This is a genomic window from Planctobacterium sp. R6, from assembly GCF_055755215.1.
In genome coordinates this window covers 55,477-80,479 of the sequence record NZ_JBVTQY010000014.1, presented here as the reverse complement: position 1 = coordinate 80,479, position 25,003 = coordinate 55,477, and the positions used below count along the sequence as shown (strand labels likewise).

The 25,003-nt window shown below is 47.4% G+C and carries 15 protein-coding genes; 6 read left to right on the top strand and 9 right to left on the bottom strand.

The annotated features are described in order from the left end of the window. Positions 1-10: 10 nt before the first annotated feature. Both AC0J20_RS11195 and AC0J20_RS11190 read right to left on the bottom strand, forming a co-directional pair. Positions 11-2,410 (bottom strand): YbcC family protein, encoded by a 2,400-nt coding sequence (locus tag AC0J20_RS11195; RefSeq protein WP_473021699.1) that lies wholly within the window; start codon positions 2,408-2,410, stop codon positions 11-13. Continuing rightward, a complete protein-coding gene (locus AC0J20_RS11190) occupies positions 2,407-3,918 on the bottom strand; it encodes an NADH-quinone oxidoreductase subunit L (RefSeq protein WP_473021698.1) in 1,512 nt (503 codons plus the stop codon). Before AC0J20_RS11190 ends, AC0J20_RS11195 begins: the two co-directional genes overlap by 4 nt. A gap of 129 nt (positions 3,919-4,047) precedes the next feature. Here AC0J20_RS11190 and AC0J20_RS11185 point away from each other — a divergent pair, with 129 nt between their 5' ends. Further along, a complete protein-coding gene (locus AC0J20_RS11185) occupies positions 4,048-4,923 on the top strand; it encodes a LysR family transcriptional regulator (RefSeq protein WP_267498321.1) in 876 nt (291 codons plus the stop codon). A 60-nt stretch (positions 4,924-4,983) separates the two neighbouring features. Here the strand turns inward: AC0J20_RS11185 and AC0J20_RS11180 are convergent, their stop codons facing one another. Genes AC0J20_RS11180 through AC0J20_RS11170 form a run of 3 tightly spaced genes read right to left on the bottom strand, consistent with a single transcriptional unit; the run spans position 4,984 to position 10,467 of the window. Beyond that, the gene (locus AC0J20_RS11180; RefSeq protein WP_473021697.1) at positions 4,984-8,094 is read right to left on the bottom strand and encodes an efflux RND transporter permease subunit; all 3,111 of its coding nucleotides are present in this window, start codon (positions 8,092-8,094) and stop codon (positions 4,984-4,986) included. A gap of 3 nt (positions 8,095-8,097) precedes the next feature. Continuing rightward, the gene (locus AC0J20_RS11175) at positions 8,098-9,222 is read right to left on the bottom strand and encodes an efflux RND transporter periplasmic adaptor subunit (RefSeq protein ID WP_473021696.1); all 1,125 of its coding nucleotides are present in this window, start codon (positions 9,220-9,222) and stop codon (positions 8,098-8,100) included. 54 nt (positions 9,223-9,276) lie between these two features. Beyond that, positions 9,277-10,467, bottom strand: a complete 1,191-nt coding sequence (locus AC0J20_RS11170; protein WP_473021695.1) for an alpha/beta hydrolase — start codon at positions 10,465-10,467, stop codon at positions 9,277-9,279. 138 nt (positions 10,468-10,605) lie between these two features. Between AC0J20_RS11170 and AC0J20_RS11165 the strand changes: the two genes are divergently transcribed. The 5 genes from AC0J20_RS11165 (at position 10,606) to AC0J20_RS11145 (ending at position 21,787) form a co-directional block, all read left to right on the top strand. Next, positions 10,606-11,223, top strand: coding sequence for a TetR/AcrR family transcriptional regulator (locus tag AC0J20_RS11165; RefSeq protein ID WP_229529970.1), 618 nt, complete (start codon positions 10,606-10,608; stop codon positions 11,221-11,223). Between the two features lie 177 nt (positions 11,224-11,400). After that, positions 11,401-11,838 carry a hemerythrin domain-containing protein gene (locus AC0J20_RS11160; RefSeq protein WP_473021694.1) on the top strand — a complete coding sequence of 146 codons (438 nt, stop codon included), beginning with the start codon at positions 11,401-11,403 and terminating at the stop codon, positions 11,836-11,838. Positions 11,839-11,910: 72 nt separating this feature from the next. Beyond that, positions 11,911-12,417 (top strand): RNA methyltransferase, encoded by a 507-nt coding sequence (locus tag AC0J20_RS11155; RefSeq protein WP_473021693.1) that lies wholly within the window; start codon positions 11,911-11,913, stop codon positions 12,415-12,417. Positions 12,418-12,592: 175 nt separating this feature from the next. Next, positions 12,593-21,067, top strand: coding sequence for an FG-GAP repeat domain-containing protein (locus AC0J20_RS11150; protein ID WP_473021692.1), 8,475 nt, complete (start codon positions 12,593-12,595; stop codon positions 21,065-21,067). A 222-nt stretch (positions 21,068-21,289) separates the two neighbouring features. Continuing rightward, a complete protein-coding gene (locus AC0J20_RS11145) occupies positions 21,290-21,787 on the top strand; it encodes a hypothetical protein (protein ID WP_473021691.1) in 498 nt (165 codons plus the stop codon). Here the strand turns inward: AC0J20_RS11145 and AC0J20_RS11140 are convergent. The 4 genes from AC0J20_RS11140 to AC0J20_RS11125 form a co-directional block, all read right to left on the bottom strand. Then, positions 21,784-22,212 (bottom strand): nuclear transport factor 2 family protein, encoded by a 429-nt coding sequence (locus tag AC0J20_RS11140; RefSeq protein WP_229529975.1) that lies wholly within the window; start codon positions 22,210-22,212, stop codon positions 21,784-21,786. The two genes, AC0J20_RS11145 and AC0J20_RS11140, sit on opposite strands and share 4 nt — an antisense overlap. Before the next feature lie 67 nt (positions 22,213-22,279). Continuing rightward, entirely contained in the window at positions 22,280-22,444 is a 165-nt protein-coding gene (locus AC0J20_RS11135) for a hypothetical protein (protein ID WP_473021690.1), read from the bottom strand. A 159-nt stretch (positions 22,445-22,603) separates the two neighbouring features. After that, the gene (gene hmpA, locus AC0J20_RS11130) at positions 22,604-23,779 is read right to left on the bottom strand and encodes an NO-inducible flavohemoprotein (RefSeq protein ID WP_473021689.1); all 1,176 of its coding nucleotides are present in this window, start codon (positions 23,777-23,779) and stop codon (positions 22,604-22,606) included. Between the two features lie 10 nt (positions 23,780-23,789). Continuing rightward, positions 23,790-25,001: an NnrS family protein gene (locus tag AC0J20_RS11125; protein WP_473021688.1), complete on the bottom strand. Its 1,212-nt coding sequence runs from the start codon at positions 24,999-25,001 to the stop codon at positions 23,790-23,792. Positions 25,002-25,003 lie beyond the last annotated feature (2 nt).

Sequence of the window (25,003 nt, the reverse complement as noted above, 5' to 3'; positions counted from 1 at the left end):
GGCGAAGATATTACCAACGTTGCCAGTTTCCCTGATACAGGCGAGAGATATTGTTCCGCTGCTGGCAGCAGAACAAATACAACCACTGGTTGTCCACCAGGTGTTGGATGTGCTCATGCTTTTGCACTATATCCGCGATGGCCTGTTGTGGTGCATCAACATAGACACTGAGCCTTTGCGGGGTATGCATCCATCGCTTTCCATTGTGTACTGACTGCATTGACAGACCAATCCGCAAATCACCGCCATTGCCTTCAAATACCCCAATATTTCCTGCTACGGCGTTGTGCAGTACCTTGTTGCCACAACCAAACTTTTGATTGTCAGTCACAGACGCATTGTATTGCATGTTGATCCAGTGGGTGACTACCATGGGCGCAGTAAGCAATAATTCCAGTACAGCAAATGCGTTATCCTGTTGCCAGTCATAATCGTGTAAAAATACCTTGCCCGCCAGATTCAAAGATCGGGTTAATGACCGTGGGGCAATAATAAAACTGTGATTGCCCGCTAACCCCCATTCTGGTCTTACCTGTGACCAGTCTTTACTGCGCTTTTGATAGGCCTTATTGCGCTGCTTTTGCGATAAGAATGACAATTCTGAATCCACACTAGTGGCGCGTTCAGACTGAGCTAACGCAGTTGCCTCATGCAACCAACGCTGTTGCTGTTCATTGAGCTGTTCAGCAAAACACTGGATGTCATCTGTGGTGGTATTATGCAGCGCCGCAATAAAGCGGGTGGTTTGCGGAATGGTAATGCCTTGCGTTTGCAGACCCTCTCTGACTGCTTTGTCGTTGAGCAATTGTGCCAACACCCGCACATTGACTTCACCTGATTGCCCGCCACAAGCGCCACAATCCAACGCGGCCGCGTGCAGGTTGTTGCTGCACTGGCTACCGTGTCCTACCAATAAGACCTCAGGAGCAAAGGATTTGAGTCCCATTGCAGTGAGGACCCCTTTGGCTAATTCCACACATTCATCGCCAGACAGAGGCTGACCGTTTTTTGATAGCTGCCATTTAGCGTCATGGCTCAGACTACTGACCGGATTTTCCTGTTTTTCCGGAAACCACATGTTTTTCAGCAGCTTAAAGCCATACCACCAACCGGAGGACTCCACCATGGAAAATGATCCGGTGGGACTGTGGCTCCAGCGTTGCCAGTTGGCCTTGTTTTTAATGGGGCGTAGTCGGGTGATTTTGTCGGACTGCAACGAGGCTGAAATTTGCGGTGATAATAACCCGGGCAACTGTGGGCGATGCAACGTGGTGCCCTTAGGTGAGAACGCGATGGGCATACCGAAGAATCCAGCAAAGCCATAGGTTGCAATGCCCGCGTCCTGTTGTTCAAGTGCCCGGCGAATAATCTCTGAGCGGACATCAATGCAAAATATCGCCTGCATTTTTACCGCAGATGCTGTTACAACGGGAGCTGTTGCCAGTTGTTGTTGCAATTTTTGCTGTTGAGTTAATTCATAGGCAGTTTGCCAAATCCAGGATTTGAGTTGCTGTTGCTCTTGTCGCTGGATCTTGTCAGCAATACGGGCCTGTTCTTCTTGCCAATGAGCCTGAATGTTGGCGTGTAAATCGGGATGTGACTGGGCCAGATGACGCCAGATAATCAGCTCCCATGCCAGACGGGCGGCCAGTAGCTGTGACATATTGTCATCCAGCCCCTGCCAGCGGCGGTACGCGATATAGGCCGCCCAGCCATTAACGTCCAGAAGTAAGGCATGCAGATAATGTTCAGTCGCTGTTGCAGACAGGGCTAATTCTGCGCTGGCCAGTTCAAATACTGTCTCGGGATCATGAGGTAAAGACCGAATAGCCTGCGCCAGTCTGGGTTCACCCATCAATATCGAAATGCCACTGTCTTTGGTGATGTTTTTGCGCCAACTGGCATAAAAGCAGGGGCTGTTTTGCGGGCTGTTCACCTGCTCCAGGACAGGACTGCTTTGAAAAAACGCGGCACAAAACTGACTGAGCTGATGAATAATTTCATCATGCCAGGACACTTGATGCCTGGAGCGATAGTTATCAACCAGCATCGACAGATTGTGCCATCGCAGTTTGGCTGCATTTTGGGGGGCTTCCCGTGTGGCTAGTGCCGATAAGCCTTTGTCGTAATTAAACTGGCGACAGGCTTGTTGCAGAGCGGAATCACTGATTTGCCGCTGGTTGTACAGATCCTGCCAGAAAGTCAGGGGCATCTGACTTTGCATGTTACCCAGGGCTGACAATTTAGCCGCCACTTTTGTAAAAGGCTGATGTTTTAACTCCCAGTATGGGTTTACGGCGATGGCTTTGTCTAAAGGCCAGTTGGGTGCGATACGCTGACAAACCTGCAGCACTGTCTCATGAAGCATTAAATTGCGCTGAGGGTTGCCTGATAACATTAGCTGATTCATGGTATTTCCTTAACTGCGTTGGCGTGGGTTCTGACCGGCCCGAATTTAAGTGTGATGCGGGTAAACCATTCATCCAGGTACAGGCCGGCAAACAAGGCCGCTGATAGGCGCTGTACCCAGGGCTTTTGATTGTTAAAGCGCAAATGCATACCGAAAATAAACATGTTGATGATCAGCACTGTAATAAACCAGTCTTCAGCGCTGAAAGGCACCACTGCATTGCCTGGAAACACGTGTCCTAATCCGAATTTCAGCGCGAGATAAATGGCTATCAGACTGATGGCCATTAAACTTGCATAAAGTTTTTGACTGCTGGTGGCTAACAGTATGGTAAATCCCATCCACAGCAATACCCAGGGGGCAATCGGACCAGAAAGCAAAACCACTGCCGGGGATACCAGTAATAAACTAAATAGGGAAGATGCCAACCAGTGGCGAGTGGGGGCGTGAATTTTGCCGGTCAACTCTTGCTGTAATTGCTCATAAACCGCATTACCACTATTGAGGAAAGAGAATGCTTTGTACAGTGAGTGGGCAATCAGGTGCAAAATTGCCAGTTCGTACAAACCCAAAGCAATTTCAATCAGCATCAGGCCCATTTGCGCCGATGTTGACCAGGCCAAACGCACTTTAACACTGACCCTGGTGAGTAAAATCAAAGACGCCAGTAAGGTACTGATACCGGCCACCAGCAGTACCGTCCAGCGCCCCCAGTCTGAAATTTGCAATAAGGGCGCAAAGGTCAGCAGTAAGAATCCTCCCAGGTTGATAATACCGGCGTGCAGCAGAGCGCTGACAGGAGTGGGTGCTTCTACCACTTTAATCAGCCAACCGTGTACCGGCAATTGCGCACACTTGATCAGTGCCGCCAGCGCAATTAATAGCGCAGCTACCTGCTCTGCTGTGCTGGCAATGGCGCCGATAGTCAGTAGTAATTGATCGATGTACAGGGTTTGATGTTGCAGGTACAAGAGGCTAAACGCCACCAGCAAACAGAGTTCCGCACTGCGTGCCAGTATAAACTTTTTGTGGGCAGCCAGGATGGCTCTTGGTCGTTCGGGGTAAAGGGTCAGTAATTTATGCAATGTCAGACTGATAGTAAACCAGCCCAGCCAGAAGATGACCAGATGATTGCTCAGTAAGGTAACCAGTACCGCTGTGATGGTTAACGTCATCCAGCGGAAATAAAGCGGATAACACGCTTCGCCGGCCATGTAATTGTGGGAAAAGCGAATAATGATGGTGGCAATAAACAGCACCAGTGGCAGTACGATGCTATTGATCTGATTAAAACCAAACAGTTGGCCGCTGGCGGCTGACGATGTCTGGCTGTAAAACTGATATACGCCCACACCAGACATCAGTACTGAACCCATTGCCAGCCACAAGGTGGCGCGATATATCCGCTCTGCCGATTTGTCTGTTCGGGTTCTGCCGCCCATCCAGCCCATCAGAGCCAATAAACCCGGAATCATTAACAACGTACTTGCCACTACCCAACTTTGCACAACGTTCCCACCTATCGCCTGTTTTAGTGAGACGCAAGTTTGCCAAACTAATAATGTTAATTAAAATAGATATAAATTGATTAAACGTTCTGTTTTAAAGAACTAACTTTGTGAGTGGGTTTTGAATCAATGGCGAAACGACTGAATTATCATCATTTGTATTATTTCTGGCAGGTGGCTAAAAATGGCAAACTCACCGATGTGGCGAAGGAGTTGCACGTGTCTCAGTCGGCGCTTTCAGCGCAGATCAAACAACTGGAACACCAGATCGATGAACAGCTGTTTCTGCGCGATGGCCGCAGGTTAGTACTGACCGATCCGGGTAAGCGAGTCTTTACTTATGCTCAGGATATTTTTGCCAAAGGGCAAGAACTGGAATTGTTGTTAAGCAAGGGCATTCATTCTGAGCAACATTTATCAATTGGCGTGTTAACCAACCTGTCGCGCAATTTTGTGGTGGAATATATCAAACCCTTGTTGCTGGAAAAGAAAATCAGCTTTTCATTGCACACCCGCATCCTGTCTAATTTAGTGGCGGGCCTGAATCGTCGCGATTTCGATATTGTTCTGACGAACTGTTCAATTACCGAGCAGCAGCAGGAAAGCAGCTTGCAACAGCATCTGGTGGCACAACAGCCGGTGGCCATTATCGGCCACCCCCCTCAAAAACCAGCGACCACTTTTCCTCTGGGCTATGAGCAAGTCAACTGGTTGTTGCCCGCCAAAGGCACCGCTATCCGTTCGGCATTTGAAGCTTTTTGTTTGCGAAACAATTACAAACCCAACATTATGGCCGAGGTGGATGACATGGCTATGTTGCGTTTGTTAACCCGGGATACCGACGCCTGTGCGGTATTACCCCCGGTGGTAGTTAAAGATGAAATAGCCAATGGACAATTAGTGGTATTTGAAGAAATTCCGGAAGCCTATGAACAATTTTATGCCACCACCATTGATCAGGGGATTTTCCCGAAATTATTTGGTGGTCCGGTGTCGTTGGGGTAGAGAAGAGGATAACAAAAAGGCAACCGCAGTTGCCTTTATCTGAACATTAAAGCAGTCAGCCTATTTTGTGTCTCTGAACATCAGGGTCATTTTACGGCAAACAAAATAAAATACCGGGGTGAACAGCAGGCCAAACAGCGTGACACCCAGCATACCGCTAAACATGGTCAGACCAATGGCCTGACGCATTTCAGAGCCCGGACCGGTTGCTACTAACAGCGGAATGACACCGAAAATGAAGGAAAATGCCGTCATTAAAATAGGCCGCAGTCGCAGGCGACCCGCTTCAGCCGCTGCCTCGATAATGGAGCTGCCTTGCTCTTCATTTTGTTTGGCAAATTCTACGATCAAAATGGCATTTTTGGCTGCCAGTCCGACCAACACCACCAGACCTATTTGCGTCAGGACGTTGTTATCCATGTGCATGATCATCAGACCAACAGAGGCGGACAATAAACACATAGGTACAATGAGTATGATGGACAGAGGCAATGTCCAGCTCTCATATTGTGCCGTCAGTAGCAGGAATACAAACAACACCGCCAGTGCAAAGGCAATAATGGCGGTATTACCGGTATTCTTTTCCTGATAGGCCAGTTCGGTCCATTCATAGCTGAAACCCGCTGGTAATACCTGCTCCGCGATTTGCTCCATTTTTGCCAGTGCTTCTCCGGAGCTAAATCCGGGGGCAGCATTACCGGTTACCGCAGCGGCGTTAAACAGGTTGTATCTGGGCAAGCGCGAAGGGCCGGATGTATTCTCCACTGTGGCAATCGAGCCAATGGGTACCAGAGCGCCGGTGGCACTTCTGACTCTCAGGTCCAGTAAGTCCTGGGTGTCGACGCGATAAGGTGAGTCCGCCTGCAACACCACTCTGAAAGTGCGACCCTGATAGTTAAAGTCATTGATATAACTGGAGCCAATAAAGCTTTCCAGCGCGGTAAAGACATTTTCCAGCGGAACATCCATCTGACGCACTTTGTCGCGATCGATATTCAGGTATACGCGAGGCGTACTGGTTTCAAAAAAGGTAAATACGGCCGTTGTTTCAGCGGCCTGGTTGGCAGCCATCGCCACTGTCCACGCGGCGCCTTCCAGTGCCTGTGGGCCATGACCGGCTACATCCTGAATCATCATTTTAAAGCCACCGGCATTGCCGATGCCACTGACTGGTGGGGGGGTTACTGCCACTACGTAAGCTTCTTCATTAAAGCCCACTTTTTGGCGAATCTCCTGAACTATGGCCTCGGCGCTGCGTCGCGTTTCGTAATCTTCCAGTACCACAAATATCGCCCCTGCATTACTGGCATTGGTGAAGGTGGCCCCGGAAAAACCGGCAAAGGCAACGGTATTTTCAACCCCCTCAATTGCCAGTAATTTGCGCACCACTTCCTGAATGACGGCATCAGTGCGGTCCAGAGCGGCACCAGAGGGCAACTGAATTGCCACTATGGCATAACCCTGATCCTGTTCGGGAATAAACCCGGTAGGGATCTTATTGAGCTGCCAGCCGGTAAAGCTGATCAGGCCCGCATACACCACTAAAACCAGGGCGGTGATGCGTAATAAGCGACGGATCAGACTGGCATATTTTCCGGAAACCTTGTCGATAGCCGCATTAAATCTGGCACCGGCCCGAAACCGTTTGGAGTGAGGTTTTGGATCCGATTTACGCATAAAAATCGCGGCCATGGCCGGACTTAAGGTTAGGGATACAACCGTTGAAAGCATGGTCGCGGACGCAATTGTTACGCCAAATTGTTGGTAAAAAGCGCCGCTGATCCCTTCCATCAACATGGTGGGTAAAAACACCGCCACCAAAACCAGGCTGGTGGCAATCAATGCCCCGCCAACTTCAGTCATGGTTTCTTTGGCGGCCTCGACACGGGATAGTCCTTCACGCAATTTGCGTTCGACATTTTCCACTACCACGATGGCATCATCCACAACGATACCGATAGCTAATACCAGGCCGAACAGTGAGATCATGTTTAAAGAGAAGCCAAATACCGACATCAGGGCAAATGTACCAATCAGCGATACCGGTATGGCAATTACCGGGATCATGGCCGTGCGCCAGCTTTGCAGGAACACCACGATAACAAACACCACCAGGGCAATGGTCTCCGCCAGGGTGATATACACTTCCTGCATGGATTGTTCGATGTATTCAGTAGGGTTGTAAATAATGGTGCTCTTCATACCACTGGGGTAGTTAAGCTGCATCTCAGCGATTAAGGTTTTTATACCTTCCGCTGTTGCCAACGCATTGGCACCGGGACGCATTGTAATGGGAATGGCAACCGAAGGGTTGTTACCCAGATACCCTCGCGTGGCATAGTGCTGTGCGCCAATTTCCACCCGGGCAACGTCTTTGAGTAACAGCAGACCGGTTTGACCGCCCCGGCGAATGATAATGTTTTCAAATTCTTCGACTGTTTTCAGCCTGCCCTGGGTTTGCACACTGATCTCAAAGGCGTTCTGTTCCGGCATGGGAGACTGATTCAGTATACCGCTGGATACCTGTTGGTTTTCGGCACGCACAACGCTCATGACATCTTCTGCGGTAATACCAAATTCTGCCATCCGACCTGGATCTAACCAGATCCGCATAGCGTATTCGCTGGCACCAAATACCTGCACATTACCCACACCATCCAGGCGGGACAACCGGTCGACGATATTCAGTACCGCATAATTGCCAATTTCAGTTTGGTTAAAACTGTTGTCCGGCGAAAACAGGTTGATCACCATCAGCATATCCGGGGAGTTCTTCACTGTAGTGACACCCAACCGACGCACCGGCTCGGGCAGTCGTGGCAATGCCGCTGATACCCGGTTTTGTACCAGTACCTGTGCTGTATCCAGGTCGGTTCCGGGGGCGAAGGTAATACTGATGGTTAAGCGGCCATCATTGGTAGATTGTGAAGAAACATATAACATGCGTTCGACACCGTTTATTTCCTGCTCAAGCGGGGCGGCCACGGTGGAGGCAATAATTTCCGAACTGGCACCCGGATAGGAGGCATTTACCTGAATCTGCGGCGGCGCGATTTCCGGATATTGAGCCACCGGCAAAGAGGCCAGCCCTAAAAATCCAAAAATCACAATCATCAATGAAACCACAGTGGCCAGGCGCGGCCGGTCGACAAAATAATGGGTTAACTGCATAACTCAGGCTCCGGTATTGGCCGGCACAGGTTGCAATAATGCACCCGGCTGAATCATTTGCAGGTTGCCAATGACCAACTGTTCGCCTGAGGTTAAGCCTTGTTTGATAATGCGCAGTCCGGCTTCCGTTGTACCACCCAGGGTGACATAGCGTTTTTCCGCTTTGTTTTCACCGTTAACGATGTACACATACTTTTTGTTTTGCTCTGACATTACCCACTTGTCTTCGATTGTGATGGCGTCATAAGGCGGCAGGGGGGATAGCCTTAAGCGGCCAAACATGCCAGGTTGCAGCAGATTATCGGGGTTATCGAACACGGCGCGCACCTCGATAGTTCCGGTAGCAAAATCCAGTGAATTTGAGGTGAAATCCATAGTGCCATCGTGAGCAAAACTGTCTTCGTCTTGTAATTTCACGAATACTGGCCAGGCGTCTTCACGCTTGATGGCATCGGGCTGAGCAATCTGACGACGTATATAGTTGAGCACGGTGGTTTCACTAGCTGAGAAATAAAAGTGAATGGGGTTAGTGGTCACAATCGTGGTTAATGGCTCGCCGCTGGCATTACCACCCACCACCAGATTGCCTTCGTTAACATAGGTGCGATCAATACGCCCGGTGATTGGCGCTGTGACAGAGGCAAATTCTAAATTCAGGCGAGCCTGGTCATAGTTTGCTTGTGCCACCTGTAATTGTTGCAGCCGTTCATCCAACTGTTCCTGCGAGATAGAATTGTTTTTTACCAGGTTTTGCCCGCGATCCAACTCTTTGCGGGCCAGTTTCAACTGAGCCTCGGCGCTGTCCAGTGCTATCTGAAAAGGGCGTTTATCCAGTTCGTAAAGCACCTGGCCTTTGGTAATCAACTGGCCATCATTAAAGGTTACCGATTCGATAAAACCACTGACCCGGGCCTTTACATCAACGCGTTTTGCTGCCTGAAAGCGGCCTGTGAATTCATCCCACTCGGTTACGTTTTCGGTGGCCAGATTCAGTACTTTAACTGGCATCGCTTGTGGTGCCTGCTGTTGCTGGGCTGTTTCCTGTTGTTGACAGGCTGACAGTCCGATTGTCATTAATAACAGTAACGCCGATGCGGCGAAACGTTGGGTGTTGCTTGCGATAGCCATAATATTGTCCTCTGGGTAATGGCGTGGTGGTTACGGTATTATTGCCTGGCGACTTTACTCTTTTGATACAAGTTGCTGATTTGTGAGATGTGTCCAATTCTGAACGGTCTGAATACGTTCCATCATGGTGCCGAAATAGGGGTTCCAGGTGAGGCGGGCATGAATTCTGTCTTCATGTTCGTGGCCCCAGGCAGCAAACCAGACATCACTGCTCGATTCACAAATCGCTTTCTCTTTGCTGTTTAAGCCGTTGTTGCACATGCGTTTACTGCCAGACAATCCGTAATAGTGATTGCAGGGAGCAAACAGTAAACTCATGTGTGAGCCGGAACTGATATTAAACAGCGGTAACTGCATAGACTTGCTCCGGATGTTGTTTTCGGCAAACTGTTGCTCTCCAAACCATAGCAGCTCGCTGGCAGAATGGGTAAAACTGCGGCTAAAAAGATCTTTAATCGCCTGGGCGTTAATAACACTGTCAGCTTCACTAATGGTGACAAACGTGGGAATGTTTACCGGTTTTTGTTGCAGCAGGTTGCGTACTATCTCTGCACTTTTCGCATAAGCGGCGGCACCGTGCAATGGACCACCAGAATAGCGGGCCAGATTGATATCATCGGATTGCCAGGTTACTGGTAATACGCTGGCCAGCAAGGGTGTCAGCGGCTCCAGGCGTACCGCTTTGGATTCAAAACCCGGTGAAAACAGTAGCAGGCCAGCGATGTCAGGTTGCTGTAAAGCATGAATAGTGACTAAGTTTCCACCGGTAGAGTATCCGCCTAACCACACTTCCTGGTAGTCTTGCTTCAACAGTGCGGCATAGTGATCCACGATATTTTGCCAGTCTTCATAGCGGGCTAATTTCATATCCGCTGGCCTGGTGCCATGGCCAGGTAACAACAGCGTTTGTACATAAAACCCCTGTTTTACTAAGGAGCGACTAATATCTACAAATGAGAATGGTGAATCACTGAGTCCATGAACCAATAAAATAGCCTTCTCTGCTGGCTGTTCGGGTGTGCGCTCAAAAGGCATATTCATGCTGAGTTCCAGGACGTGGTCATCAGTCAGAAAATCCCGCGCTCCGGTCAGGTAAGTTTCGGTTGCTTGTAAATAGGACGCAAAATCCGGCTGCAGATAATTGTAGTATTGCCCGGACAGGTGTAATGGAGCGCGATGATGTGTTGTGCTGCAGCCCAGAGTCAGCAACAAAATACTGAGAAATAATATGACTTTTAAGCGCATGAGTGAGCACCGGAATAGGTAGTGGAACAAAGTAAACGACACGGTGTAGTTTACTTAAAGATTGGAAAAAGTAAACTGATTAGTGTAAATTTTGCAAAGTATCAGATTTGGCATTACACAACAGGTGGCAACAATTCTATGGTTGAAGTAAAAAAAACGCGCTCAGAATTAAAACGCGAGGCCATCGTCAGTGCCGCAAAAAGGGCTTTTCAGCGTGATGGTGTGCAAGGTACCAGTATGGATAAAATTGCAGAAGAAGCGCAGGTATCCAAACGCACGGTCTACAATCATTTTAAAGCTAAAGAAAATCTGGTGATCCACATTTTGTCTTCAATATGGAAGAGTTCTATGGTGGACAGTGATGACAATTATCAATCCGGTCAACCCCTCAAACCGCAATTAGTGGCGCTGATCAAGTCTGAAATTGATGTCATCTCGTCTGCAGAGTATCTCAATCTGACGCGAGTTGCCTTTGGACATTTTATGTATTCTCCGGAGGATCTGAAACAGGAGTCGGCGGTGTTCAGGGATTATGAAACCGTGTTGCAGCGCTGGTTAAAACGCGCCCTGCAGGATAAGCGCTTAAAACCACTGGATATTGAAAAGGCAAATAAGCAAATCCACAGCCTGGTTAAAGGCAGTTGTTTTTGGCCGCAACTCATGTGTGCCGAGGCAGCGCCCACTGAAGCAGAAAAACTGGAAATTGCTGAATCCACTGCCGCGATGTTTCTGGCTTACTATCAGTCCGGTCTCTGACAGGTCAGCGCACCGGTACTGATAAATCTTACCTGTTCCGCTGTGAAATTTTTACAGAGTGCCCATCGGCTTGTCATTGACTGTCATATAAAAATAAATAAAAACAACTACTTAAGAATCTTTCGAGATTGGCACAATCCTCGCTCCAGATAAGCTGAACAACAAAAGGAGTGAACGATGGAAATTTTTGAAACGATTCGACGCGATCATGAAAAGCAGCGCCTGTTAATGAAAATCCTGATCAGTACGTCGGGAGATTCTGAGTCGCGTCGTCAATATTTTGCGGAGCTGAAAGAAGAGCTGCAAGCCCACGCGGCAGCAGAAGAGCGTCATTTTTACAAAACCTTGATGCGTTCTGACAGAACATTAGAACAGTCACGTCATGGTATTCATGAACATCATGAAATCGACGAACTCATTACGGTGTTGGACGAAACCGAAATGAGTTCTCCGGCCTGGTTGCACTATATGAAACAGTTGCGCGAAAAAGTACTGCATCACCTGGAAGAAGAGGAAAAGGAAGTGTTCCAACAGGCTGGCCATGTACTTAGCGGGGTGGAAAAGCGCGATCTCGCTGATGACTTTGAGGAAGAGAAGCAGGAACATCTGAATTAAAGCGCAGATTCGCAGTTGTTCGCTTGCCTGACGGTGTAATACAATTTGCCACTGTCAGGCAAGAGAAAATCCATGCACACTCAGTTAATCTCCATTGGTTTACAAAATCCCAAGTCAGCCAGCAATGTTGCTTCTATTTTGAGGGCAGCGGGTTGTTATGGGGCCAGTTCGGTATTTTATACCGGCAATCGCTATCGCTATGCCAAAGAATTCAATGCAGATACCAAAAACATGCATCTGAAAATTCCCACTATTGGCGTTGAGGATTTGTTTGCAATGACACCAAAAGGCGCAAAACGCGTGGTGGTAGAATTGGTGGAAGGGGCCATTCCATTGCCGGATTTTCAGCACCCGGACAATGCCTATTATGTATTTGGTCCGGAAGATGGTTCGGTGGATCCACAGTTACTGGCCCAGTCTGATGAGGTGATATACATACCCACACATGGCAGCATGAACTTGGCTGCAACGGTCAATGTGGTGCTGTACGATCGTTTAGCAAAATCGCAATTTGATCGCAGTCTGGATTTTTTAAAACGCAGCAGGGATAACAATAATCGACTAAAAGCTTTTTCCTAAGCTGACTGCCAAATGATCTCCACATACCCGGAATCCGGCGCTTGTTTAGTTCCTTGTTTTTGGACGAAGCGCTTCTTTTTAGCACACCGATACTGGTCCTTTGCGGATTGCAAAACACACCCGGTTACTTTATATTCAGGCCCGGAATAAATATCACGTTCAGAAGGGACTCAGAGTGTACAAAAAACTCGCTATTGCAGGCGCATTTCTTTCATTTTTCACTTCAATACAGGCGTCAAATTTCAGTTTTGACAATGATACGCTGGCCGATATTGCGGTCAGTCGTCTGTCAAACGGGGCGTTTTATATTCGCAACTCCTCAGGGCAAGACTTCAATTCTACGCGCGGTGATGGCATACAAAGGCACTTTTTCGAACGCACGGACTATGACGTTCCGATAACAGGTGATTTTGATGGCGACGGCATTCGTGATTTTGGACTGCGACGTTTATCGACCGCCGAATGGATTATCCAGCATAGTTCAACCGGAGAAGTTGTCACCCGTGAATTTGGACGTCGTGTTACGGATGTGCCTGTGCCCGCAGACTATGACGGTGACGGTATCACGGATATCGCTGTCTATCGCAGTGAAAACCTAACCTGGTATATTCTCAATTCTTCCGGAGTGGACCGTCAAACTAACAACAGAGACGGTATTTCCAGAATTCCGTTTGGCGAACAGGCTTCTGATTTTCCTGTTCCGGCCGATTACGATGGTGACGGAAAGGCGGATATCGCTATTCGTCAGGCAGATACTCAATACTGGTTAATTAGAAACTCATCAGGCGTTGATCCTGTAACCGGCAATTCTGATGGGATAACTCGACATCAGTTTGGTAAGCGCGCTGAAGATCTTCCGGTGCCTGCAGACTATGATGGTGACGGAAAAGCGGATTTGGCGGTGAGACGTCCTTCCACGCAAACCTGGTATATTCTCAATTCTTCGGGAACTGACTCCACTACCGGATATGCAGACGGTATCACCCGTCGTCAGTTTGGCATGCGTAGTAGTGATATTCCCGTGGTGGCTGACTATGACGGCGATGGCCGCAGCGATATCGCGGTAAGACGCCCCGGAACCCAGCTTTGGTATGTCCTTAACTCCAGTGGCTCCGATCTGTTGAGTGGGCACAATGATGGGGTTAGTCGCCTCAGATTTGGGTTGAGAGCGACAGACATTCCTTTGGTTCAGCCTGCTTATAGCATTTTTTACCAATTAGATCTTGATGGTGACGGTCTCAACAATGGCGAGGAAGTCGCCAGGGGGTCGAGCCCCATCGCTGCAGATACTGACGGAGACAATGTCGCTGATAGCCAGGATGCTTTTCCATTAGATCCGAACGAATCGTCGGACGCGGATAACGATGGTGTTGGCGATAATTCTGACCTTTATCCCAATGACCCTGCCGAATCTGCTGATAGCGATAATGACGGGGTAGGCGACAATGCCGATGCGTTTCCTCTCGACCCCAATGAAACCACCGATACCGACGCCGATGGTGTCGGGGATAATTCGGATGCTTATCCGGATGATAATTTATGCTCTGCGCTGTCAGATGGAGATGGTGAAAGTTGCTACCTGAGATTGTTAAATGGTGATAAAAATAATTTGCTCACAACGTCTTCAGCTCAGTACTTACTGATCTATTCACCTGCAGCAGACAAGATTTACCCTTTTGATCTGGCGACCCGACAATTTCTTGCATTGATTGAAATGCCGGATACCAGAACGGCTATTGCTATTCACCACGCTCCACAGAGCAACCGAATTTACGTTGTGTTAGACGATGGTGAAGTTGGTTATTTTGATGACAACCAGGAGTATCACAGCTTTGTCGACACCATTAGCAATGCTTCATTTGTACAGTCACTGGATAATTATGTGCTGATTGGTAACAACGGCAATCTTTATGTGTACGATGAAAGTGGTGTTCTAACGAGTTCCGTTAACATTGGTTCTGACCCCAGGAGTATCTACTGGGATTCGGAGGCAGGCCAGCTCTTTACCGCAGTAGGGAGCAGTTACTATTTTTACCTGAGTCAATTTTTATTTAACGTCGAAACGGGTGAGCTGTCACTGGAAAAACAGGAGTATTTTTATTCCGGAGATAGCTACCAGGGCCCTATGTTCCAGGTGGAAAATGAACCCGATGTAATTATGATTGGCTCGTCAGTGTTCTCGCGCGATTCCTTGTCTTACCTTGGCGAATGGAATGCGCTGTCGGTATCTGACTTTGAGTCCGTCTCCGGAAGCAATGAAATTCTGACCCTGGCCTACCAGGCAGGCAAGTCCATTTTAAATCGGTACGACGGTGCTTTAAGCCTGTTGGAAGCGCCGCAATTTGATGGTTTCCCGACTGAAATGGCACAATATGCCGACGCTGTAGTGGTTCTGACCAAAGAACTTCACAGTCTCAGATTGCATGTGCATGAATTATTGGATGATATTGATGGCGATGGTATCCAAAACGACATTGATGATTTCCCGGCAGATATCGCCGCCTCGGTGGATTCGGATCAAGATGGTTATCCGGATAGTTGGAATATCGGCCTAAACGAGCTGGATTCATCCACCGGTTTAACCCTGGATGTATTTCCTGAAGATGCAGTATGTTGGGATGTCAGCCATGATGATGGTTTCGGAGGCTGTAATTACGGCGCCACGATGTCAGGTTTTATTCCTGAACAAATTATCGCGGATGACAATGGCACCCTGTACCTGTTTAATGCATCGAGTGATTTAATTTATCGTTGGTCATCGCAGACACAGCGTTATTTGTCGCCACTGAGTGTGGGTGAAAGCAACCTCTTTAGCAGCAATACCCCCATTTCTGTCGCCTATTCAGAAGCGCACAACCGACTTTATTTAGGGTATTTATCCGGACAAATTACTTTTATTACTCCCGATAGCAATGAAACCGAAATACCCTTCTATCAGACAACCGGTCCGGTGAGGTATTTAATATCAACGGGTAACTTTCTGGTGGCAACAAATGGCAGTAGTTACAATTCACAGCTCCTTTCCCTGGATGAGAATGGGATTCTGATTGATACCGCTTCGAGCAGTTATTTTAGTGGTGTCAATGCCTGGGATGAAAATCATAACCGGTTGTTTTATTTCCGATACTCAGATCTTTACTACATTGAATTGGCCCAGACCACGGGTGAGTTTGGTAGCACGAGCTATGCGCCAGGTAACTCACTCAGCGGTCCGCTGCACTTATCCGCAGATAGCAGCAAAATACTGATGGGCTCAGGGCACATTTATAACACTGGTAATCTTACTTTTGTTGGCTTTGTGGGAGGATTTGATGACGGCATGTGGTTGCAAAATGATGAATTGTTAATGCTATCGCAACTGCCCAATACTATCGCATTGCAACGCAAAAATACCCAGGGACTCACGTTAGAGAATTTGACTCTGAGCGGTGACCTGGTTGGCCTTGCCAGGGCTGGCGAGAGCGATATCATTGTGACGCTGACGGATAGCGGATTAAGTTTTATACCCTATGTCGCTAACAATGATACAGATGGCGATGGTGTTTCAAATACGGTGGATGCCTTTCCCAATGATATTGCCGCGGCTCTGGATATTGACAATGATGGATATCCGGATAGTTGGAATACCGGCTATGGTGCACAAGACTCCACTACAGGTCTGGTGATTGATGAGTTTCCGCAAGATTCGGCCTGTTGGTTGGCGGAGCATAGCGATGGTCAGGGAAATTGTGATTTCAGTGCTACTGTCCCGGAATTTGTGCCAGATGAAATACAGGCCAATGCCTCGGGAGATGTTTATCTTCTGAGTGAAACCCATGGAAAGGTATTCAGTTGGTCAACTACTACAGAGCAATACCAAAACCCCTTCAGCGTGGGAAGCAGTAGTGGGTTGACCAATGAATCTCCCGTCAGAATGACCTTTTCGGCAGCACAAGAGCGGCTCTATCTGGGATACGCTTCCGGACTGGTGACGTTTATTGATATCAATAATAGTCCAAAAGAGCAGTTTTTTAATCATTTTCCTCAGGAAGTGCAAAGCCTGGTCGCGGCAGGTAATTTCCTTGTAGTATATGGTTCCAATTCGACGTTACGTTCGTTCGATGTAAATGGCCTGCAAACCGATGTAATAAGTAGCAGCAATTTCAGCCGATACAACGCGTGGAATGAGTTTACCGACGCTATTTATTACTACCGGAGTTACTATCTTTACAAGCGTGAAGTTAATCAGGATACCGGTGAAATTGGCGAGCGTAATCGCTCGTATAACAACGATTACTATGGTGGCGCTACCGGAATTCACATTGCTAAAGACGGCAGTAAAGTACTGCTATCCTCTGGTGATGTTTATAACGCAGAGGATCTGAGTCATCTGAGCCAGGTTCCATACCCAGACAACGCGTTGTGGTTGGACAATGATGAACTGCTTTTGTTGGAGCAAAGTGGTGCAGAAGTAGTATTGCAACGCAAAAATGGTCAAAATCGTACCGTGGAAACCGTTAGTCTGAGCGGCCAGCTAATTGACGCATTGCCTGTCGGAGAACAAAACCTGATCGTCACTCAGTCGGGCTCAGAGCTTGCATTTACACTATATCAACCCAACAACGATATTGATGGTGACGGTGTTGATAATGTCCTGGACGCCTTTCCTACGGATGTTGCTGCCTCTGTAGACAGTGATAACGATGGCTATCCCGATAGTTGGAATGAAGGGTACAGTGAAGATAGTTCCACCACAGGGTTAATACTTGATGTCTTTCCCGGTGATGCGGCCTGTTGGCTAGATGACCATGACAATGGCAATGGCGGATGTGATTACAGTGCTACAATACCTCAATTTGTTCCTGATGAAGTTGTGGCGGATGGGCAAGGCAATGTTTATTTGTTTAGCCAGCAATATGGCAAAGTATTTACCTGGTCTGCGACAACTCAGCAGTATCAGAACCCGTTTGCTGTGGGTGATAGATTTAACTCTGGTGGGGAAGCGCCACAACGAGTAGTGTATTTAGAAGATCACCACAGACTCTACTTTGGTTATGCCTCCGGACTACTGACTTATATTGATCTGAATAGTGGTCCGCAAGAGCAGTACTTCTATCAGTTACCACATTCTGTGAGCAGTATTATCGCGGCCGATAACTTTCTTGTCGCATATAGCTCCGGTGTCCTGTATTCGTTCGCTGCTGATGGTGAGCTTGTGGATAGCCTTAGTAGCTCATATTTTTCCCAGGCTACGGCTTGGAATGGGGTTTACAATCGCATATATCATTTGCGAGATGGTATAAGTCCAAGGGATATTTATTACCGGGAATTTAATTCAAACACTGGAGAGTTTGGTGCTGGCGATGACTCGCCATACCATGGTGACTATAGTGTCTATGGACCGATCCGCATTTCTCAAGATGGCAGTAAAGTATTATTAGGTTCCGGTGATATATATGCGCAAGATGATCTGACATGGTTAGGCAATGTCGGTAGTTTGGACAATGCACTGTGGTTGGAAAATAGTGAGTTGTTGCAACTGACGCAGCTGGATTCGGAAATAGCATTGCGCCGCAAAAACGATCAATACAGCACCATTGAGTTATCAACTCTCAGCGGCCAATTGATCAGCCTGGTAAGGGCCGGGGAACACAATGTCATTGTTAGTCAGCTAAATAACGAGTTAGTGTTTGAGTTGTTTGTTGCTAACAATGACAGTGACGGTGATGGAGTAGACAATACGGAAGATGCCTTTCCGCAGGATATAGCCGCATCCATTGACAGTGATAATGATGGTTACCCGGATAGCTGGAATGAAGGTTACACTGAAGCCGACTCTACAACTGGTCTTGTACTGGATGTTTTTCCGGAGGATGCAGCGTGTTGGACTGCTGAGCATGACGATGGTTCGGGGACGTGTGATTACATGGCAACGATTCCAAATTTCATCCCTGATAAAGTGGTGGCGGATAATGATGGGAACCTGTTCCTGTTAAGTACTGAAAATAGCAAGGTTTATACCTGGTCAGCTGCCCTGCAACAATACCAAAATCCCTATATTGTTGGTACGACCAGTTTGACTAATGGGTCGCCGGATTTGATGAGTTATTCTGAAGCACATAACCGGTTGTATTTTGGTTACGATTCAGGACTCATCACCTTTATTGAACTTAGTGGTGAACGCCAGGAACAGTTCTACTTTCAACTCTCTTTATCTGTTAACGGGTTAGCGTCTGTGGGCGACTTTATGTTGGCTCAGGACGAAAGTGGAGCTTGGGCAACTCACTACATTATAAATGCAGATGGCACATTAACAGATAGTCGTGACTGGAATTATTACTCGAACGAGTATGCGTGGAACCCGGCATATAACAGAGTCTATTATTTCGGCTCCAATGAGCTGCAATATGAGGAAATTGATCCAGTAACGGGTGATATTCTTTCCAGTGGTGATTTTAATAACTCCAGTACCTATGGTCCTATTCGAGTGTCACCGGATGGCAGCAAAATACTGTTGGGCAATGGTGAAATTTATTCCGCGGCAGATCGCAGTTGGCAAAATAGCTTAGGAAGCCTGGACGATGCCCTATGGCTGGACAATGACGAACTATTGCTGCTGAGCCAACAAGATTCAGGGATAACGGTGCAACGTCTGAATTCTCAGTATCAAACTAGTGAGACTCTGTCGCTAAATGGAGCGTTATTAAGAGCCGTCCATGCCGGTGACTATAAAGTTATTGTCGCACTGGTGGATAATGCCCTTTCGTTTACCCTGTACGAACCTAATAATGATTCAGATGGGGACGGTGTAGAAAACTTGCTTGATGCGTTCCCAATGGATATAGCCGCATCCGTTGACAGTGATAATGACGGCTATCCGGATAGCTGGAATGAAGGTTATAGCGAATCGGACTCTACTACTGGCCTGATTCTGGATGTATTCCCGGAAGATGCTGCGTGTTGGTCAGAGAATCATGATGATGGCTCGGGAAGTTGTGATTTTGCGGCTACCGTCCCGGATTTTGTGCCCGACGATATTATTACAGATGCTGATGGCAATATATATATGCTCAGTCAGTCTAACAGTAAAGTATTTGTTTGGTCGGTCCAGGCTCAGCAATATCGAAATCCGATTTTTGTCGGTGAGTCCACCGAATTTAGCTCAGCAGCACCGACAGCGATGGTTTATTCAGAAAGTCATAACCGGCTTTATTTTGGCTATGAGTCAGGCAATCTCACTTATGTCGCGCTGGACGGTAGTAATCAGGAGCAGTATTTTAATCGGTTAAGCGCCTTTGGTAGCATGGTTGCCGCGGGCAATTATCTGATGGTGCAAGAGCGGACTACAGGTAGAAACCGACGCAATGTATTCAGCGCTGATGGTACCCTGGTGGCCAGTAGTTCCAGTACATACTCATCCGATCAATATGCCTGGAGCAGCGCTACCAGCAAGTTTTATTACTTGCGCAGAGGCTATAGTCCAGTTGATTTGCATTATCAAAGTATTGATCAGACTACCGGGGCGCTTAATGGTTCTGGTGATTCGCCCTATCATTCATCGACTAATATGACGGGACCGGTTCGGGTTATCAATCAAGATTCACAAGTGATTTTAGGCAGTGGCGCAATTTACAACGCCGACAATCTGGAAATAATGCATAATTTGGAAACTACCCTTGTAGATGCATTAGATTACGCGGGCATGCTTTTGACCGCCAGAGAATCTGATGGCGCCTGGTTTGTGGATATCCTGTCTTATGACGACTACGCCGTTTTGACCAGTTTCCAACTGGAATATTCAATACTGTCATTAGCGCTACACGAAGATGACCTGACTGTCGTGCAACACAACGGAGTTGAATTGGTTTATTCCCACATTCCATTGGGAGACAATGACGGCGATATGCTTCCGGCCTGGTGGGAAATTAGCTACGGCTTATCGGACTCTGACGCAGAAGACGCTGACTTAGATCTTGATTCGGATGGCCTGAGTAATCTACAGGAATATTTGCTTGGAACCTATCCAGACAACACTGACAGTGATGCTGATGATTTGAGCGATTTTGATGAAGTGAACACCCACAATACTTCGCCGCTCGCTGAGGATACAGATGCTGACGGTATCAATGATGGCGCTGAAATTAATCAGCACGGTACAAATCCATTAAGTCACGATACTGACGAAGACGGATTCAGTGATTCGGATGAAATCTTCATTTATGAAACGGACCCCAATGATGCAGAATCGCTACCTGACGCCATTTCATCTCTGACTGAATCTTTTGAAGATGGCGTAACACCTTTCTGGCGAACGGTTACTGACAGTAATGCTGATTGGGCTGTTACTTCTGCGCACGCTGCTGATGGCAGTATGAGTCTGAAGTCGGGGAATATTTCACATAGTCAGTATAGTGCGGTACAGATTGAAGGCTTGTTTACTGACGGCATGCTGACGTTTAGTGCACGTGTTTCAGCTGAATCTTGTTGTGATAAGTTATATATCTATCTCAATGATGTACAGCAAATAGTCATTTCCAATTCAGGTTGGGAAACTTACGAGATTTCATTGAGTAATGGGGAAAATGTTATTGAGTGGCGTTACCGCAAAGATGGCAGTGTAAACACCTATGATGACGCTGCCTATATCGATAATGTGCGTTTTGCGCAGTAGCCGTATAAATCAACAGACTTAGGCGTAAGCTCCCAAAAAGGCCTGTTCCCTGCAGCAACGTAAATACTGCGTGGCTCAGGCCTTTTTAGTGCCGACTTTAGAACACAAATTACGCAGTGTTCAACACCTGATTGCTTCAGTTTCCTCGGCGGGTTTTTGACATTTCCCAGGATCGCAGGCATAACTTGTTTGAGATAAAAATAACCAATCTGGGAAAACATCATGTTAGGGCTTGTCTGGCATACCACCTATATGTGTGCTTTTGTTTTTGCTTTGGGCTTTGTACTGCATTATTACGCCTTTAAGCGCGGCATTGCTGATCAGTTTGATAAAGTAAAAACGGAAGCGTTAAAAAAGGGGGCTGACGGCAAAAAAAAGGATTACAAAACCGGCAATGGGTTGTTGGATAAGTGGCTGGATTTTGGAGGTGGCTACTACGGTATTATTGCCTTTATTCAATTGATTTTTATCGAAATTGAAGAAATACAGGCATTTATCCTTGGCTGGACGGGACTTGATGATTTTTTACAGGGATTAGGTATCAGTACACTGATTAGCCTGTTTATTGAACAAATCATGAACTTTGTTCAGGCTATCAGCTGGCCGGCTCACTATCTTGGTCGTTACAGTATCCTGCAGATTGCCATCTTCATTGCGCTCACCTACCTGGTTTACACACTATCCAGAAAACTGGCCAGAGCCAGATTAAACCGGCTTTAGTTCCGGTCAATATACTGTGCAACTTTGTCGGTAATATGCCAGCTTTTACCGTCATAGATCAGATTGAGGTAGTCAATATAGCCTTTTTTCTGTTCTTCGCCCCAACTAAACGCCACTGTAGCATTGGCCGCATACCCGGTGGTTTTCAGGTCTGTGATGTGAATGTTGGCGTCCCACTGATTACCTGTATTCACTAACGCTGCGAAAGCATCGCGGGTGTAGCTTTGGTAAACCCCTTTATCATTGTAATACTGAATAGAAGCGGTTTCTGAAAACGCCATTTCCACATGTTTGCCGGAACCGGTTTTTACCGCTTTGATGTAGCTATTTACCGCCTCTTCCGGGGTTTTAAATCCATGCGCCAGTGCCGGACAGGCAGTGAAGAACAGGATTGTTAGCCCGGCAACAAGTGAGTATCGTGACATGATGAGCGTTTCCTTAGATGAGCAATGAGCTAAAGACTAATTCTTTTACCTTTTGGAAACAAGCGAATCAGTGCGGTTTCATCTTCTGCCGAATGTCATCCGGAATATCCAGGTGCATTAAAAATAACCCATCCACCTCTGAGTTACCTGGTGAAACCGGGTCGCTCTCCAGTGTGTCGACAATGGCCTGTTCTTCGCGATTCTCATTGGATTCATTTTGTATATTGCCCATGACTGCCTCCCACAATACGACTAAAAAACCATCATGTGATATCTATTTATCGCCTGGTTCGGAAAATTCTGCAGTTATACTTTGGCATAATATGAGTGTTTACTCTACGCTCCGGTGGCTCTGTCAGTGACAAAGCCACCAAAGGTGGAGGGGGTTAATTTAGAGATCCTGATGGGGACCAAAGACTTCATAGTGAATACGGTTGCTGGCGACTCCCTGATTTAGTAACTGTTTTTTGACAAACCCCATAAAACCCACAGGCCCACACAGGTAAAAGTGGGCCTGGCCGTAGGGAAGCCTGACCTGTTCAAAATTCATCATGCCATAAAACGCTTTAGCCGATGCTTCCTTTGCGTACCAGGTATACGCCTGCCAATCATGCTGCTGTGCAATTTGTTCAGTGCGATCTGAAAAACTGTGTTGATGCTGGTTTTCACACGCGTGTAAGTAATAGACTTCTTGCGCATAATTGTCAGCCGACAATTGTTCCAAAATTGCCTGCATGGGAGTGACACCAACCCCTGCAGATATCAGCACTACCGGCGTCTTTCGATCTTCAAAAAAGAAGTCTCCGGCAGGGGCATGGAGCTCAATGGTGTCACCGACCTGGACTTCGTCATGCAGATAATTTGAAACAACCCCTGGTACGCCGTTGCATTCTCTTTTTACCGAAATACGGTAACTGCGACCATTGGGCTTATCGGACAAGGAATACTGCCTGATTTCTGTATAGGGATGGGCGGGTGGTTGCGCTTTAATGCCCAAATATTGACCTACTTTGTAATCAAGTACTGGTCCAGTGTCTTGCGGAACAAACGTAAAGCTTTTCACCAGTTCAGACTCCTGCTGAATTGCTTTTACAACAAATCGGCGGGCGTCCTGCCAGCCGCCGATCTGGCCGCCTTTGTCAGCGTATAAATGACGCTCGCGGTTGATAAAGGATTCTGACAGAAACAAATAGGCTTCACGCCAGGCTTCTTCAACCTCGGCAGTAAACAATTCGCCGGTGAGTTCTCTGAGAGTTTCAGTCAGGTGGTGGCCCACAATCTGGTACATTTCAGGTTTTATGTTAAAACTGGTGTGTTTATGGGCGATTCGTTCAACGTCTCTTTGCAGTACCTGCGGCGTTTCTATATTCCTGGCGTAGGCGGCCAGGATGTTAAACAGGGCCAGTTTTTGAGTCCCGGAGACCTGGTGGCTCATATTAAAAATATTTTTTAGATCTGGGTGTTCAAGAAACATCCGATTATAAAAATGGTCGGTTAATGCCGCTCCGGTTTCATCCAGTAATGGAGCCAGACTTTTTACGATATCAATGTGCTTTTGCGTGAGCATGATTTACCTCTTAATTGGATTGTTTAGGCGAAAATAAAATGGGTGAATAGAACCTTAAAAACAGGCACATACTCGATACCCACAACGCAATGCTTAGTTGCCAGGCTAACAGCGGATAGCCCAGTGCAGGTAAGGCGCTGCGGATCACTGCTGCTATCGCTAACAGAATGAAAGCGACACTTATCCAGGGCGCGGGAGTTAACGGTCTGCCGGTATGACCCAGTGAAACCCGACTCATCATGGCAAGTATCATTAAACTAATGGCACCGACCGTGATCAGGTGTAATGCGGCGCTGAGTGAAAGTTGGATTATGAGAAAACTTAGACCCGTTGCAATAAGACCAACCGCTAAAAACAGGTAGGAAAGATGCAATGACCACAGTAACGGACGTGATAAAATGCCCGGCTTGAACCAGAACACTAGTCGAACCAGATGCAAGGTGCCGGCAGCAATCAATAGTGGTGCCGGTGAAATTGGCAGCGGGTAAAAATACCCGGATGTAAAAACCACAATACCGGCGCACGACACACTCATCAGGATGCGATCCAGGGTTTGGGTTTTAGTGATTTTGATTAGACCAATGCCGCGTTCGGTAAAAAACGGAATTACGCGACCGGCAATAATGGCGATGAGCAAGGTAAACATCAGCACCATAGTTCGGCCCAGATGCAAGGCCATCCCGGTAAATCCGTTAAAGTCCGCAAGAATGACTATCAGATTAACGAGAGCCATCGCGCAGAAAATTGGGATCAGCAAATAGTTGCGTCGGTTGCCTGACAAAAATAACAACCTGGTAAAGGCGTAGATAGAACAGTACCACCATAGGCATTGAGCGATAGTGGCCATCAGCAAGCTGTCGGGGTTATTAAGCCAAAAACCAATTCTGGCCAACAGCCAAAGACCGGCTAACAGCATTACAGATCTGCCCTGCAAACTGGGTAATCCGGTCCAGGTTTGTACAGCTGTGAGTGAGAAGCCAATGGCTACTGTCGCCGCGAAACCAAAAATCATTTCGTGTAAATGCCAGACAATAGCTGACATACCATTGCCGGGCAGACTCCACCAACCGCTTAGCATGCCCAGCCAGTAGATTAACGACAGGGATGAAGCCACTGTGGCCAACAAAAAACAGGAGCGAAAGGCCAGTTGCCACACAGGCCAATGGGTAATGTGATTTTGGATACCCGGAATGTGCATCAAAAGTTTAGCCAGGGAGGTCATAA

Coding starts and splice junctions, on each gene's coding strand:
- AC0J20_RS11195 (WP_473021699.1), bottom strand. CDS start 2,410: ATGAATCAGCTAATGTTATCAGGCAACCCTCAGCGCAATTTAATGCTT.
- AC0J20_RS11185 (WP_267498321.1), top strand. CDS start 4,048: ATGGCGAAACGACTGAATTATCATCATTTGTATTATTTCTGGCAGGTG.
- AC0J20_RS11180 (WP_473021697.1), bottom strand. CDS start 8,094: ATGCAGTTAACCCATTATTTTGTCGACCGGCCGCGCCTGGCCACTGTG.
- AC0J20_RS11175 (WP_473021696.1), bottom strand. CDS start 9,222: ATGGCTATCGCAAGCAACACCCAACGTTTCGCCGCATCGGCGTTACTG.
- AC0J20_RS11170 (WP_473021695.1), bottom strand. CDS start 10,467: ATGCGCTTAAAAGTCATATTATTTCTCAGTATTTTGTTGCTGACTCTG.
- AC0J20_RS11165 (WP_229529970.1), top strand. CDS start 10,606: ATGGTTGAAGTAAAAAAAACGCGCTCAGAATTAAAACGCGAGGCCATC.
- AC0J20_RS11160 (WP_473021694.1), top strand. CDS start 11,401: ATGGAAATTTTTGAAACGATTCGACGCGATCATGAAAAGCAGCGCCTG.
- AC0J20_RS11155 (WP_473021693.1), top strand. CDS start 11,911: ATGCACACTCAGTTAATCTCCATTGGTTTACAAAATCCCAAGTCAGCC.
- AC0J20_RS11145 (WP_473021691.1), top strand. CDS start 21,290: ATGTTAGGGCTTGTCTGGCATACCACCTATATGTGTGCTTTTGTTTTT.
- AC0J20_RS11140 (WP_229529975.1), bottom strand. CDS start 22,212: ATGTCACGATACTCACTTGTTGCCGGGCTAACAATCCTGTTCTTCACT.
- AC0J20_RS11135 (WP_473021690.1), bottom strand. CDS start 22,444: ATGGGCAATATACAAAATGAATCCAATGAGAATCGCGAAGAACAGGCC.
- hmpA (WP_473021689.1), bottom strand. CDS start 23,779: ATGCTCACGCAAAAGCACATTGATATCGTAAAAAGTCTGGCTCCATTA.
- AC0J20_RS11125 (WP_473021688.1), bottom strand. CDS start 25,001: ATGACCTCCCTGGCTAAACTTTTGATGCACATTCCGGGTATCCAAAAT.